Here is a 17,373-nt window from a genome sequence, read left to right as displayed (position 1 = left end):
CCCCCATTTTATGCTAAGTGATTTTTCCAAGGCACAACTAAATACAACTACATTCCACGTAGAGTTTATAGAAATATTTATTTCAAATAAATATTAGAGCCTAGTTGTTGTAAATACTTTTTCATCATTTTTACAAATTACTTGAACTAAATTTCTAGCCTGTAAAACTACGGTTGGTAAACCTCCTCCAACTCCGACCCAGTGACCAATCATATAAAATCCATCAAGTCCAGGTAGTGTTCTTTTTAAATTCTTCTCATTTTTTATGCATTCAATTTCCTTTGACCATCCCATCCAACTTCCATTTCTGTTATTTGTATATCGCTCTATAGTGCATGGTGTTGAAACGTCAACAACTTCAATATTGGATTTTATTCCTTCAATATATTTATCTAACGCATCAATTACTTCACTTGCTATCCTTAACTTCTCATCATTATATTTTTTACTACTGCTTTTTCTAAGCTCTTCCCAATATTCATAGTTTGTATTATTGTATACTACAACACTCGTTTTACCTTCTGGTGAAAAATATTGATTTTTATTGTAAATTTTTACAAAGATATTATCTATGCTTTCATTAGCATAAGTTTTTATAGGCTCACTTAATTCCAAACTCATATAATGAGGAAATTCATCAAGTTTTTTTGACACACCTAGTCCTATATATACTTTAGGCTGATTTGTCTTTAAATTTTCATAACAATATTTTATTCCGTCATCAACATATTTACCTTTAAGCATTTGAAAAATTGTATTGTAGCCGTCAGCAGCAGAAACAATTAAATCCCCATTATCAGTTTTACCATTTTTTAATTTGGCTCCCACAGCCACATCATTTTTAACTAATATTTCAGATACCTCTGAATTGTAATATATTTTTCCTCCGAGATTAATATATCTTTCTTCAATTATATCTGAGAATCTCCTAGAGCCTTCTACAGGATATCCTGCAACTTTAATGTTGTGCCAAGCCATAGTAACAATAAAATTCACTATAGTGTTATCGTATTTAAACCAGAAAATCCTCTTAAAATTTTTTCGAACAAATTCACTTTTAAATCCTTTTGCAAACTCTTCTATTGTGATTTTGCACCATTTAGTAATAACTTTCTTATAATTAACGGATTTAGCATTGTCTGAATTTAATTGAGCAGTTGACACTTCTCTAATAGAATCTGTTAAAGATAGTATCTTTTCTTTGTCCTCTGGTGCAACCCTAATAAATTCTTTTTCCAACTTGTCCACATCTGAATATAATGTAAATTCACTTCCATCTTTAAGCTTTATAACCGCAAAATCATCATCATTAATAAAATTCATATTTTGAATAACATTTAATTCTTTCCAATACTCGTAGAATTCATTTTTAGAATCTGATCCCATAAGCCAAGTAATGCATCCTTCAAAGTAATACTCTCCTCTCTTCCAGCCTGTGCAAAGACCTCCTGAAGAGTAACCCTTCTCATAAATAACTGTTTCATAACCATTCATCTGTAAATAACATCCCATTGACATTCCAGCTATACCGCTACCAATTATAATAATTTTTTTATTTTCCATATTTTCACCCTCGCTTTATATATTTAATTGTTTTTCAAAATTTCCAGCCCATCATCAATATTTATATTTCCACTTTTTAAATTATCTAATAAGACTTCAATTTTACTTTGTAAACCATGGTTATTTGAATTTTCTCCATGCGTTACATTACTTTTTTCTAGTTCGTTATCAATATATTCTGAGAGTTCTACAACTGATGAATAAGTGAAAATATCGGAAATATCAACTACATTAGGATACTTTTTATCTATTAACTTCAACAATTGAGTTGCCATAATAGAATCTCCCCCAAGGCTATTGAAGCTTTCATATAAATCAACTTCCTCAATAGCTAAAACTTTACCATACATTTCAGCAATATTTTTTTCCGTCTCAGTATAGTCTTCACCTTTTCCCTTTATTACAACATTACTGTCTATTATCTTCTTATCCGTTGTTACGTTTTTATTACTATTTTCAACATTATAATTTAATTTTTCTCTGATATTCGTTGCTAATAAAAAAGGTAATTCGTCCTCAACACTTGATAGTACTTTTATATTCATTGCTCCTGGAATAACATTTGTAAGATTATTATCAATAACTTTATTTAATACTTTAATTGCACTATTAGTATCAATTAACTTAAATATTGACCTTTCTTCAGTAATCCCATACTCAGCTGATATACCTACATCACGCCACGCCTGCCAATTAATTGAGATTGTTTTTTTGTTGGTTTTATTCCTATAATATGCAAATGAATCCAAGTACGCATTTGCAGCAGTATAATCGCCTTGTCCTGAACCACCAAATATAGCTGTAATAGATGAAAATAAAATCAAGAAATCAAGATTTTCCTCACGTGTTAAATTATCAATTAACCATGTTCCTTTTATTTTAGGTGCTGTAACCTCATTAAATACATCATAACTTTTTCTAAATAAGAAGCCTTCTCCTGCAACACCTGCACAATGAAATACTCCATTAATTTTTCCATATTTACTTTTTATATCTTTAAAAGTCCTATTCATACTTTCATAATCACAAATATCACAGCTATAGCATACTACATGCGTTCCTTTATTCTCTATATCTTTAATTTTCTTTAATTTTTTTACAAGATGAGCATTTTCATTTTGTTCTATTATGCTATCCCATTCATTTACCGCTGGTAACTTTGAACGGTTAATCAATATTAATCTCACTTTGCTTATACTTGCTAGGTATTCGGATATTTCTAATCCTATATCTCCTGTTCCACCAGTTACAATATAAACTCCGTTATCTCTAATATTTAATCCGCTACGCGCATTTTCATCAGCTTTATTATCAAAATCACCTTGTATCATTTCACTCATATAACGATAGTTATTTCTAAATGCAACCTGATAGCTCTCATATTTCTGTTCTATTTCCTTACAAATGCTCTCTACAGAGGTTTTGTCATCTATATCAAATGCTCTGCATTTGATATTTTTGAATTCATAGTTTACTACTTTTCCCACTCCAATCATAGCGGCATTAAGGGGATTAATAACTCTCTCATCTCCTGTTACCTCTGTAGCATAATCCGAAATGAGAATTAACTCTAAATCTTGTTTAAATTTATTTTTACTTATACCTTTTACTAGATAAAATACACTATTTAAACCTTTAAGTTGCTTTTCACTTAAGTCTTCATAAGAATTTATAGTATCACCTGATATGGAAGATAAGTGAATTATCTTATCAACTTTTCTATTACTATTAGTAATATCACACAGTAAATCCACATAGTCATTCTCTGTGCCTTCAATAATATAATAATTATTATTAATTTTTTTGTAACAATCTCCAAATTCTACTTTTATTACTTGTTCCTCATTATATGTTAATTTATTAACGATCTTATTATACAATCCCCTAGAATCCATAAATACCAATATGTTATCTTTATTGATAATTTCACCGTTTTGGCTCTGAATCTTTTTTTCAATCCACTTCAATCTGTAGTATGAATTTACCGTTTCAGTTTCATTTTGAATCAGTTTAGACATACTATTAACCCTTTTTAATATATAGTCGCTTATCTCAGCAAAAATATTACCGTTTATGTCTATTAATTGTATATCACATATTTTAGTCTCTTTATTGCTAGATTTCTTTCTAACATATGCATAAAATTTAGCTGGCATTGCAGAATATATTTTAAAGTCCTTGTAAGATATCGGCAAAAATGTATCTTCATCATCTTCATTAATAAATACATTTACTGCATTATCTAGTAATGCTGGATGTATTATTAATTCATTTAAATCGCTCTTAAATTCATCTGATATTTCCAATTCCACTAGCTGTTCATTTGGTGCCATTATTACTTCTTTAAAATTTAACCATCTAGGTCCAAATGAAAATACATTGCTATGTAAATTGTTTGCTTCGTATTTTACTTTAACTTTTTCTCTTGTTTTATCACGTTTTATTCTATCTAAATCAAAGTTTAATTGCTCTTTATTAGCCATTTGGTAAACTTTTCCCTCAGCATGGACTACCCACTTATCTTCTTGCTTACTTGCTATTATAAATGTCACAAAGCCCTTTTCTTTTTTAACAACTGTGTTTACTAATTTATTTTCATCTCCTCTAACAATTAGTGGAGTAAGAAAAATTACATCTTTTAGTTCTAACATGTCATTTTTATAAAATACCGAGCATGCTTTTCTTGCCATTTCTATATAAGTTGTCCCAGGCATTACACTCTCACCCATTATTTTATGATTACTTAATACCCAATTCTTTTTCACATTAAATGTAGTTAAAAATATCATTTCATCAACTGAATCTGCTAGACATATATCTATTAACGGGTGTTTAATATCCTTAATAATTTTCTGTTCTGTTTTTTGTCCCTTTATTTTCCCCCAATATTTAGTTCTTTCAAAGCAATACGTGGGTAGTTCTACTGTTCTTCTGAATTTATCTTTATATAATAATCCCCAATTGATTTTTGCACCCTTTGTATACAATCTACATAATCCATCCATACTTAACAGTATATAATCTCCTTTTTTCTTCAAAATTTCCACTAACAAATTATTAGCTTCAGCACTTATATTTTTATGCTGTGCAGTAGTTATCTCACCATCTTCGATTATTTTTTTTTGGTTTGATCCAATTTTATGGTATCCATAATATACACCACTACTTGATATATCCTTTAGGTCACTTGATAAAATCATATCCATTTTTTTCGATAATTCATGAAAATCCTTTACTATAATAGCTATCCTATAATTGTAATGGTCCCTACCTTGATTAGATGTATAGCAAATATTTTTTATATTAGTTTGCTTTTCTTCCTCAATAAATTTACTGTATTCCTTTAATAGTCCCTTAAGGGACCTCTCTGTTTTAGCTGATACCGTGAATATTTCATAGGGTAAATCAAATTCTATATCAGATTCTGTAATCTTAGGCGGCTCCTCAACAATAACGTGACAATTGGTTCCTGCAAATCCAAATGAACTAATTCCAGCTCTCCTTGGTGTATTACCCTTTTCCCATTTATGTGGTTTATCAACTAAATAGACTGGAGATTTAATAAAATTAATAAATGGGTTTAACTCTTTAAAATTAATACTAGGTGGAATCACCTTATTTTTCATTGCTAAAATAACCTTAATTAATGAAGCTAATCCCGAGACGGCAACAGTATGCCCAATATTTCCTTTAGCAGATCCTATTCCACAAAATTGATTTTTATCTGTATATTTTGAAAATGCATTTGTTATTCCCTTAATTTCTATAGGATCACCCAATTTTGTACCAGTGCCATGTGCCTCAATATATTGAATAGTAGTTGGATCTATATTTGAATTTTTCCAAGACTTAATAATTACGTCTTCCTGGGCCAAAGCGTTTGGCGCTGTTATTCCATTAGTAGCCCCATCATTGTTAACAGCACTTCCCTTTATCACTCCATAAATATTATCTCCGTCTTTTTCTGCTTTACTTAATGGCTTCAATATAACAGATGCTACTCCTTCACTAAATAAAGTACCATCTGCATCCTTGTCAAAAGTTTTTACCTTACCGTTTTTAGATTCCATCATTGAACGTGGAATCTTTTTAAAATACGGGAAAGATGCTAAAGCAACAGCACCCACTATTGCCATATGACATTCATTATTTTTTAATGCATTACATGCTAGGTGTACCCCTAGCAAACCAGAACTACATGCAGAATCTATAACTAAAGAGCTCCCCTTTAAATTATATAAATGATTGATCCTGCCTGCCAATAATGCTGGCCAATTTCCTGTCATGCTAGTAGATTCTTCTTTTGTAATATATTTATACATAGTGTCATTTATACAGTCTCTACCTACAAATACTGATGTATTTGTGCCATATAATTTATCTCTTGTATATCCTGCATCTACAATTGCTGTCCATACTGTTTCCAGTAATACTCTATGCATTGGGTCCATGCCTTTTGCTTCTATTGGTGATATATTAAATATTCCAGCATCAAACTTATCAACATCTTCTAAATATCCCGAATTTCTGGTGTCTTCAAGTTCATCTTCATTTATAAGCATTGTTGATAAGAAATCAGTATATTCACTATTAGTAATAACTGATTTAATATATTCAAGTCTATCCTTTTGAAAAGTTGTTTTGCATTCTACTCCCCTAATCAAATTATACCAATATTCATTTACATTTTTTGCTTTAGGCAATCTACAACTAATACCAATAATTGCTATGTCCTCACTGTTATGCTCTCTGATTTTTAATTCATTTATCATTTTTTTAGCTTCTTCTTGTGATAAATTATGTTTTGCAACCTGATCAAATATATACTTTGGGATTAAGCTCAATGTTCATCACTCCTTAAACTATTTCTTATAGCACAAGCCGTATAAATTGTGCTTACATATACTTAAATTAATTTATTGGCTTCATCGGCATTAATTTCTCCAAATACCAACTTATTTAAAATATTATCAATATTTTCATTTTCTCCATCACACTTATCGCCTTTTAGAGTTTTATATATGTAATTTGAAATTTCAGATATTGATGGATATGAAAATATATCAGATATATCTAACAATGAAGGAAAATCTTTTTGAAGTTCTTTTACTAAGTAGGTGGCTAATATAGAATCTCCACCTATTTCATAGAATTTATCATTTACTGAAATTTGCTCTAAACCTAAAACCTTCGTCCAACATTTAAGAACCATTTTTTCTAAAGTATCATAATCGTATAGTGTAATTTCATCTTTTCTCTCCTTTACTTCACTATTCAATTCATCATCATAATATTCTCCAGAGGCTTCTATATTTATTAATTTTAATATTTCTTTAGATAACATAAATTTTAATTTATCTTTGTATAATCCAAACACCTTATAATCTATTTCTCCTATAATAACCTTATAAATATCTTTGTTAAGAACATTATCAAAACAAATAATAGCTTCTTCTTTATCAATACTTTTAAATCCCTTTTCATTATTATCCTTACCCAAATTATTTTTATCATTACCATATTGATCTAAATAATTAGCTAACATTCCAACTTCGTTCCAGGCTGTCCAATTTATTGTTAAAGTTTTCTGTTCTGGTTTCCTTCTCCTTCTAAAATCAACGTATGAATCCATATAAGCATTTGCAGCAGTATAATCTGATTGCCCAATACCTCCATTCAAAGATGTAATTGATGAAAACATAATGAAAAAATCAAGTTTTTCATTATCTGTAAGATAATCTAATAACCACGTACCTTGAATTTTAGGTCTAATTACGGAGCTAAATTTGGTATTGCTTTTACTAAAAATAAATCCATCTCCTGCTACACCAGCACTATGAACAATCCCATCTATATGACCAAATTTATGCTTCACGTCATAAATCACTTGTTTTAGTTTCTCAATACTTGCAACATCAGCTTTATAATAATTGAAACTAGATCCACTTTCCTTAATTTCATTAATTATTCTGATTTTATATATATTTTTTTCATTTTCTTGGTATCTATTTGAAAATTCAGAACGCCCTATAATAATTAAATTTACTTGTTCTCTTGATGAAATGTATTTAGCAATTTCAATACCTATTCCTCCCATGCCTCCTGTTATAATGTATACTCCATTTTTCCTTATATTTACCTTTTCATCCTTTAGTTTTTGTAAATCAACCTTCTTCAATTGCTGAATATATCTACTGCCATTCCTATATCCAACAACGCCTTCTCTGCTTTTGTAAATTATTTCCTTCATGAGGTCATCTATTTCTATACTACTATCTATATCAATACATCTTACAGATATCTTAGAATACTCCTCTCCTATTACCTTGCCAATACCAAAAAATGAAGCATTATGAGGCTTTATGGTGATTTCCTTACCATCTATACCCTGCGCATAATCAGCTATAAGCAGAAGTTGTATATTCCTTTTTATGCTTTTCGTAATTGCTTTAGTTAAATAAAATAAGCTGTATACTCCTTTTTTCATACTGGTTTTAAGCTTAGCTACATCATTAATATTTTCATTGTCAACAGTCATCATATGAATAACTTGTCTAATTGGTGATTGTTCTAAATCATTAAATAACTTTTCATAGTCATCTTCTGTACCTTCAATTTCAAATTTAAATTCATTTACTTTAGAATATTTTTCTCCTAATTCCACCTCAATGACTTCTTTTCCATTCGACAATAATTTTTTGATAATTTGATCAGATATCCCCCTTTTATCTTTAAAAATTAAAATACAATCATTTTCAAGTTTATCAAGTTTATCAACTTTATAATCATTTTCTATTACCCACCCTAAGCTATGGTACATATTTATATCACTAGAACTTCTCCCCACCAAATCAAAATCATGAACCTTTTTTACAATATAATTAGTTATTTTTCCAAATGCTTTCCCCTGTTCATTTAACAGCAATATATCAAATTTACCAGTTTCATTATTTGTATTACCCTTTTTTAGTATATAACTATAGAATTTTTTCGGAGTAGGTCCAAAAATTCGGAATTCCTTATAGTAATAAGGTAAATATAATCCATCCAACAGTAAGTTTCCCGAATTAACAGCACAATCCATCATTGCAGGATGAAGATAAAAATCTTTTAAATCATTTTCATATATATTAGGAATTTCAAGTTCACATAATGCACCTTCATTACTAGTAAAAAGCTTACTAATACTATGCCACCTTTTTCCAACTTGTACTAATTTTCCCCTGGATCTTGTATCTTCCTCTACGATATTAAAAGTTTCAAAATCACATTTGTTTATACCATCTAATATATATTCTGTGTTACTTGATACATCATTTCTTTCTACTATGTAAGCAGTGTTGCATTTCTTCACTAATTTTTTAATATCATATAATTTAGCATCTTCTTGATTTTCGTCCTTATAAATTAAAGCTTCTGAATGTCTTATCCATTCTCCATTTTTAGCCTTGCTAATGACTTTGAGTTCTAAGTTATTATCTTTAATGTTAACTATAGCTTGAACTTCTCGAACATCTTCTTCCACAATTAAGAGATTATAAAACATTACATTTTTCAGAACTATATTACAACTACTGCCATAATGGGCTTTCCCTATCTCTCTAGCCATCTCTATATATGCAGTTCCTGGCACTGCATATGAACCATTAACCATATGTTCATTTAAAACCCAGTATTCTTTAACATTTAGATAAGATACATATATCTTAATATTTGGAGAATCTAATGCAATGAAACCCATTAAAGGATGTTTATATTCCTCAAAAAATACATTTTCCAGTTTCTTCTTCTTTAGATCTAACTCAATCCACAATCTTTTCTTGTCAAACTGATATGTTGGTAGGCTTACTTTTTTACACCCAAAGCCCATATATATATCTTCAAAATCTATATCTATTCCTCTACAATATTGACTACTTAAAATATGCAAGCTTGATTTTTCAATATTCAACGGCTTTTCTCTTATACCGGCAATTATATTTTTAACCTCTTCCCCTAGATCTCTTACTTGAGAATTTTTCTTAATTTCTCCATAATATATACCTTTAGAAGTATCATTTTTCAACTTCCCCTCCATCAGCTTATTGAGACTATTTATTAGTTCCCTTTTATTTTCTACAACTAGGGCTATCCTGTAATTATTTTGTCCTCTTCCCGTATTAACGGTATAACATACATCAACTAATACAACATCTTCTTTTTCTAAAAACTCAATATACGCATTTATTAAATTACATAATGCTTCCTTGGTTTTGGCAGATAATGTGAAAATATGTTGTTTAAACACTTCTATTCTATCTTGTTCAACCTTTGGCGGTTCCTCTAAAATCACATGACAGTTTGTACCACTTAATCCAAAGCTGCTAATTCCACATCTTAGAAACTCTCCCTCAGGTTCCCACTTAATTATTTTGTCATTAACATATACTGGTGAATCAATGAAATCTATATTTTTATTAGGACTAATAAAATTTAAACTTGGTGGTATTTTTCTATTTTTCATTGCCATAACCATTTTTATAAGCCCAGATAATCCTGCTAAACTATCAAGATGCCCAATGTTGGTTTTCACTGAGCTAATTGAACAAAACTGTTTTTTGTTTGTAAATCTACTAAAAGCGTTTTTAATTGCATTAACTTCTATTGGATCACCCAGTTTAGTACCAGTTCCATGTGCTTCAATATGAGTAATTGTTTTAGGATCAATATGTGCATCCTTCCATGCATCTAAGATTACATTTTCCTGTGCCTCTACATTTGGGGCTGTAATTCCTACTGAAACTCCATCATTATTTATGGCACTTCCCTTTATAACCGCATAAATATGATCATTGTCAATAATAGCGTTGCTTAATGATTTAATCAAAATTGCTGCTACTCCCTCACCACTATTAGTTCCATCTGCTTCATTATCAAAGGTTTTTATTTTATAATCAGAAGAGGCATTCCCTATATTCACTAGATTCTCATCATCAATCTTTGGCAATATCTTTATATTTACGCCTCCAACTAATGCAGTTTCACATTGATCATTTTTTATTGACTGACAAGCTAAGTGTAGTGCTACCAAAGATGATGAACATGCAGTATCAATAACAATAGCCGGACCCTTAAAATCTAAAATGTATGCTAATCTACTCGCTAAAATAGATCTAATATTTCCAGATGTAGAGAGTCCCATCAATGATGGAAGTCCCTCCTTAATCATTTCCAAATATTCATTAAACCCATCGTCGCTTAATCCTACGTAGATTCCAGTCTTTGTTCCTTGCAATTTATTAGCTCCATATCCTGAATCTTCTATGGCACTCCAAGCTGTCTCTAAGAACAATCTTTGTCTTGGATTCATCAGTCTAGCCTCATTAGGAATGATACCGAAAAAATCACAGTCAAATTTGTCTATCTCATCCAAATATCCTATTCTTGTATATTTAATTTCTTCGCTTTTATTATTAATTCCTGAACCGTCAAAATATCTATCTGAATCCTGCTTCCTATTAAATGGTATATTTCTAATACATTCCTTACCTTTTGCAAGTAGATCCCAATACTCATTCAAATTATTTGCTTCTGCAAATTTACATGAAACCCCTATTATGGCAATATCATTTTTAGGGACTTGATCTATTGCTATATTTTTGTCTTCTGCATCTTTAAATTCCAGATTGTCTAGTTTCAAATCATCTAAACTAATATAGTTATCCATTCTGATACCTCGCTTAAATATTATTAAATACACTAACTAGTATTTTATATTTGAAAATCGTGAAAATATTTAAAACTGTTACTCTCTCTAAAAAGTTGGTTAAATCTTTGAATTTGTTCTTCTTTTGGTGTTTTTTTGGTTTTGAATACTGACTTCAACATTTCAACCGCCATATTCATTTGTCCTAAGGTAGGTTCTCCACCAGTACTTGAAAGTACTTCTTGTATTTGTTCAATCCTTTTGTAAGGCTCAACTACTCCTTTTTCGTATTCCTCATTATTCCAATTATTATTTTTAGTGCACACAGCAATTCCTAAGCTTCTCGAAATTATAGAATATACCTTTTCTTCTCCTTCTATTACATGCTCACTTTTCATTTGTTCCAGATCCTCTTCTTTATCATAGCTATATGCATTAATCCTAGATATATTGTTTCTGAAAAGATTTCGAAGCACTGCCTTAGGTCCAAACTCTACTACACTATCGATATTGTTCTTATCTAGATATTCCATAATAGATTTCCACTTTACAGGTTTAACTATTTGCTCAGATAAGTTACCAACAATTTCATCACTGCTTTTGTACGGTAATGCACTTGCATTTGACAATATTGTATACTTTGGATCTTTAAACACGTATTTTAATAGCTCAGATTTCAATTTTATTGCTGCTGGTTCCATAAGCTTAGAGTGAAATGCCCCACTTACGTTAAGCTTAATTACTTCCGCTCCCCTATCTTTTAACATTTTACTAAGTAATTCTACAGCAGAGGCTTCACCAGATATAACCACATTATTCAAAGCATTGTAATTTGCTATACCAATAATCATCCCTTGGGAAGAAAGCTTAGAACATTCTTCTTGCACAACTTTTTCATCAAAATTTCTAATAGCAGCCATGGTCCCTTTACTATTTTCAGCTGATTCCTGCATTAACTTTCCTCTTAATCTCACTAATTTTAATGCATCCGCAAAGTCAATTGCCTCAGCGCAAACTAATGCAGAGTATTCTCCAAGACTATGTCCGACTAAAAAATTTGGTATTTCTCCTTTCTGTTCAATATAAGCTCTAAATTGAGCTACACTTGTTGTTAATATAGCTGGCTGTGTATTTTCTGTTTTAGAAAGCTCCCTTTTGCCATCTTCAAAACACATACTCTTTAAATCGAAGCCTAATACTTCATTTGCAGTTTCATATGTTTTCTTTACAATATCAAATTTATCATATAATTTTTTTCCCATTCCTATATATTGTGATCCTTGTCCTGAAAATAAAGATGCTATTTTAGACATAATTTTCCTCCCTAATTCTAATTTAAATTTCTTCAAAGGTTAATACTTGATATCCTTTATACTGAATCATTCCCAATTATTGATTTAATTAACTTTATATAATTATAAAATAATTGTTGAATCTTACTTTGTTTAAGTTTTTTAGAGTTATATTTGCACACAATATCAATTTCACTGTTGCCTTTATGAACTTCAAATATCAAATCATAAAGTGTTAAATAATTAAACTTCGATTGAGTTACTTCTGTAAACATTGCTACTATTGAATTCTCATTAGTCCTATCTACTATTATGTTACTTTTATAGGTATCGTACATTATTTCATTATTGAAGTTGTTCAAATTATCCTTAACATTTTTAGCAATGTCATAAAAATTCTTCATTCCTAGAAGATTAAATTTCAGCTCACTAACTATATCATCTTCACTTATTGATGCCTGAATACTAAATACACTCTCTTTACAAATTTCTGATATTAAAAATACATAACTAGCCATTAATATATGTGTTATTTCATAATTTCCACCTTGCTTCATTTGTACTATTTTTTCAAACATTTTATCTTTAAATTTAAATCTAAATGTGCTATCTGCATTGTGCTCATTTCCTTTTACAATATAGTCTGCTGGAAATTGTATTGATTTTACATGTTTATCTAATTTCTTTTTTGTTTTTTCCTTATTATCAATTCTTTTAGCTAAGCTATAAATTGTTGGATGTGAGAAAATGTCTGTGATTTCAATTTTATTTGGATAAATCTTTTTTATTTCATTATACATTGCTACAATTTTTATAGAATTCCCTCCAACTTCAAAGAAATTATCATATATACCAACATTATTCATTTCTAAAAGTTTACACCATATACTACTTATGTTTTTTTGCGTATCTGTATCTGCATCTTGATAATAATTTCCTACATCTTTACGGTTATTTATAGGTTCTGGTAAATCTTTTAAATTCACTTTACCATTATTTGTCAATGGGATTTTTTCAATTTCAACAAATCTTTTAGGCACCATATAATATGGTAATTTATTAGATAAATACCTAACCACTTCAGTAATAGTTATATTCCCATTTGCTACATAGTAAAGTGCTAAATCCTGACTTCCTATTCCATTTTTTATTCCCACTGCTATGCATTCCTTTATTTTTTCATGTTTATTCGCAACACTCTGAACTTCACCAAGCTCAATACGATAACCATTGATTTTCACTTGATTATCTAATCTACCTATTAATTCTATATCACCATTAGGCAGCCATCTTGCCAAATCTCCTGTTTTATACATTCTTTTGCCCTTTGAAAAAGGATTATCTACAAACTTTGATTTAGTTAGTTCTTCCATGTTCAGGTATCCTCTTGATAATCCATCTCCAGCAATACACAGTTCTCCAGCATTTCCATTTGGTATAAGATTATCGTTTTTGTCTAAAATATACATTTGAGTATTGGAAATAGGTTTACCAACATTGACATCATTTTCTTCCGTTAAATCCTTTATTGATGACCATATTGTGGTTTCAGTTGGTCCATACATATTATAAATTCTTGCCTTTGTTAACTTACGAATTTCAAATAATAAATCCTTAGGGAATACTTCTCCACCAATCATCATTACCTTTAATTTTTTAAAACTATTTTTTGCATTGTCAGCACTAAGCATTAATTTGATTCTTGATGGTGTAGTTTGAATTACATTCACATCTGTTTTTATTATTAATTCATTAAGCAATTTTGGATCCATTTGTTCTTTGAGGCCGGCAATAACCACCTTTAATCCCTTAGATAATGAAAAAATACTCTCTAATCCAAAAATATCAAATGAACATGTTGTTACAGAAACTATTACATCGTCATCTTGAATTTTAATTTTGCTATTTATTCCATCAATGAAATTATTAACTGATCTATGTTCTATGGCTACACCTTTTGACTTTCCTGTGGAACCAGATGTATAAATAACATATGCTAAATCACTTGATATATTTATATTATTTAATCTTGAATCTGATTGTCCTGCTATATCCTCTGATCTAATATCAACAATATTTCCACTAAAATCAATTTTCGATTTCAGATCACTCTCAGTCAAAACAATTTTTGCTTTACTGTCGTCTAACATATAATTAATTCTATCCATTGGATAATCTGAATCTATTGGCAAATAACATCCTCCTGATTTTAAAATTCCAATGATACCGCTGATAAGTTCAAATGATTTTTTAACTATTATTGGTATTATATTATTATTTTTTATACCTTTATTTATAAGATATCTTGCTACTTTATTTGATCTTTTCTCTAGTTCAAAGTACGTAAGCTTAGAACCATTAAACTCCAAGGCTATAGCATTTGGTGTTCTCTCAACCTGTTCTTCAAATAGCTCTTGAATTGTCTTTGCTTTCATATAATCCTTGTCAGTATTATTAAACGTATATAGCAACATTTCTCTTTCCTCTCCGCTTATCATATCTATTTTAGATAACTCTATATTAGGATTGTTAGATACGTGTTTTATTATAGTGAATAAACTTTCAAATATCTCATTTATAGTATTTTCCAAAAAAATACTATTGTTGTATATAATTTTTACAGTTATTTCCTCCCCCGGTACTATTAACACTTCCAAATTATAATCTGTTTGCTCAAATACATCTTCCTCTTTAATTCTTAAATCTGAGTCACCTTCCTTATCTAGACTTAATAGCTTTTCATCAATAGGATAATTCTCATATATAACTGTATGATTAATAAGTTTATTTCTCATATTTGTAAAAGCTTGTACTTCTGCTAATGAGGCATATGCATATGATGCATTCGATTGAATAAAATCTGTATTTACCTTCTTTGCAAGTTCTATAAACTTTGTATCCACTTCACTTTTCACTCTCAAAGGAACTGTATTTATAAATAATCCAACCATATTTTCTATGTTTTGAACTTTCACTTGTCTCCCTGAAATTACTGTACCAAATACAACATCATCTGCATTATTATATTTTTGTAGCAGCACTCCCCAGGCCGCTTGTATTATTGCATTTAATGTCAAGTTGTTTTTTTCTGCTATGTTCTTCAATTTTGCTGTTAATTTTTTATCGGTTTTTTTTATTGTTTTTTTATATTTGAATTTTTTTTTGTTTGTATTTAATTTTGGAAATTCTACCTTTTTTTCATAGCCATTAAGATAACTCTTCCAATACTCTAAAGCTTCACTTTTGTTACATTTATCTAGCCATAACAAGTAATCATTATATGCTTGAGTTTCTTCTATTACTATTTTTTTACCCTCAGCTAGTGCTTTGTACATCTCCACTATTTCTTTCATTACTATTCCTACACTCCAGCCATCCATAATAATATGATGGAAACTGCCCACTAGCCTGCATTTGTTTTCTCCAGTTCTTATTGCACTTACCCTTATTAAACAATCATTTTCTAAATCAAACCCTCTATTTTTATCTTCATTTTTGAACTCTTCTATATAATCTTTCTTATTTTTTTCATCAAGATTTCTTATATCCTCATATTGTATTTCTATCTCTCTTTTTCTTAAAACTGCCTGCTTCAATTTACTTATTCCTTCATAAAAAAATGCAGTTCTCAATATCTCATGTTTTTCTATTATCTTATTTAACACTTCTGTTAATATATAAAGGTTTAAATTTCCCTCTATTTTAAAGTCAAATTGTTCAAAATATGCATGCGAGTCTTTATCAGATATTAAGTTATACAACATACCCTCCTGCATAGGTGTTAATGAATGTATTTTTTCTATATCCTTTTTTCTCAAAAGTATCTTTTCTAAATCTTCTATACTTAATTCACTATCTCCATAATCACTAGGTGTTTTTTCACTTTCTTTTTTGCTTTCGCAATGATTAATAATTTCTAATAATTTTTCTATATAAAGCTGTGATAATTTTTTTATGCTTTCATATTTATATTGCCCTGTACTATAGTTAAAAACTAATTCCAGCTTCCCATTAACAATTAAACCATTTATAGATATTGACTCTATTTTATTATTTAATTTAGATATACTTTCTCCGCCTGACAAATCTGAATATTTAAACGATTTTCCTTCTGGATTGTTTGTGAATTCTCCAAGATAATTAAAACCTATTTCTGGTTTTACATTAAAGCATATATTGTCCTTATTTTGCGGCTCAGTTAAATATTTTATTATTCCATAACCTACACCCTTATTAGGTATATGTCTTAAAGTCTCTTTAACATATTTTATTGAATATCCAATATCACCACTGTGTTTAACATCAATAATTACTGGGTACATTGAAGTAAACCAACCTATAGTTCTTTCTATCGAAATGTCCTCTAAAATAGCCTCTCTTCCATGCCCTTCAAGGTTTATTAATATTTTTTCTTTTTCAGCCCATTTTTCTATTGCAAGTGCTAAGGCGCAAAGTAATATGTCATTTATCTCTGTCCTATATGCTTTATTGGTTTTTCTAAGTAATCTTTCTGTTTCCTCTTTAGTAAATTTTGCAGTAATATCTTCGCCTTGGCCAAATGTTCCATTATTATTTTTATAGTCCTTTGGCAATTTTCTAACTTCTTCAGCCTGAACTGCCTTCCAATACTTACCTTCACTGATAAATTTCTTTGAATTAGCGTATTCTTTAAGCTTTTCTACCCACTTTTTATAGGAGCTAGTCTTCCTTGAAAAGCTTACTTCTTCTCCATTTTCAATGCTCCTATATGCTTCTTCTAAATCCTCATGTAGTATTCTCCAGGAAACTCCGTCAATTACTAAGTGATGAGCTACTATTAACAAATAATCTCCA

At 29.6% G+C, this 17,373-nt stretch carries 5 protein-coding genes; all 5 read right to left on the bottom strand.

Features of this window, described 5'->3' with window-relative positions; all coding sequences use genetic code 11:
* Positions 1-93: 93 nt before the first annotated feature.
* The 5 genes from BR66_RS0121030 to BR66_RS24445 all read right to left on the bottom strand — a co-directional run bounded on the left by BR66_RS0121030 (position 94) and on the right by BR66_RS24445 (position 17,363).
* Positions 94-1,563: a phytoene desaturase family protein gene (locus tag BR66_RS0121030; protein ID WP_026884687.1), complete on the bottom strand. Its 1,470-nt coding sequence runs from the start codon at positions 1,561-1,563 to the stop codon at positions 94-96.
* A 23-nt stretch (positions 1,564-1,586) separates the two neighbouring features.
* The gene (locus tag BR66_RS0121025; protein ID WP_026884686.1) at positions 1,587-6,407 is read right to left on the bottom strand and encodes a type I polyketide synthase; all 4,821 of its coding nucleotides are present in this window, start codon (positions 6,405-6,407) and stop codon (positions 1,587-1,589) included.
* A 62-nt stretch (positions 6,408-6,469) separates the two neighbouring features.
* A complete protein-coding gene (locus BR66_RS0121020; RefSeq protein WP_026884685.1) occupies positions 6,470-11,269 on the bottom strand; it encodes a type I polyketide synthase in 4,800 nt (1,599 codons plus the stop codon).
* Positions 11,270-11,313: 44 nt separating this feature from the next.
* Positions 11,314-12,561 carry an ACP S-malonyltransferase gene (fabD, locus tag BR66_RS0121015; protein ID WP_026884684.1) on the bottom strand — a complete coding sequence of 416 codons (1,248 nt, stop codon included), beginning with the start codon at positions 12,559-12,561 and terminating at the stop codon, positions 11,314-11,316.
* Between the two features lie 56 nt (positions 12,562-12,617).
* Positions 12,618-17,363 (bottom strand): non-ribosomal peptide synthetase, encoded by a 4,746-nt coding sequence (locus tag BR66_RS24445; RefSeq protein WP_242841198.1) that lies wholly within the window; start codon positions 17,361-17,363, stop codon positions 12,618-12,620.
* Positions 17,364-17,373: the final 10 nt, after the last annotated feature.

Source organism: Clostridium akagii DSM 12554 (assembly GCF_000686725.1).
Taxonomy (GTDB): Bacteria; Bacillota; Clostridia; order Clostridiales; family Clostridiaceae; genus Clostridium_I; species Clostridium_I akagii.
This window is presented reverse-complemented; position numbering and strand designations above follow the sequence as displayed.

Excerpts from the sequence above, each read along its gene's own strand:
- BR66_RS0121020 (WP_026884685.1), bottom strand. The coding sequence starts at position 11,269 with ATGGATAACTATATTAGTTTAGATGATTTGAAACTAGACAATCTGGAA.
- fabD (WP_026884684.1), bottom strand. The coding sequence starts at position 12,561 with ATGTCTAAAATAGCATCTTTATTTTCAGGACAAGGATCACAATATATA.
- BR66_RS0121030 (WP_026884687.1), bottom strand. The coding sequence starts at position 1,563 with ATGGAAAATAAAAAAATTATTATAATTGGTAGCGGTATAGCTGGAATG.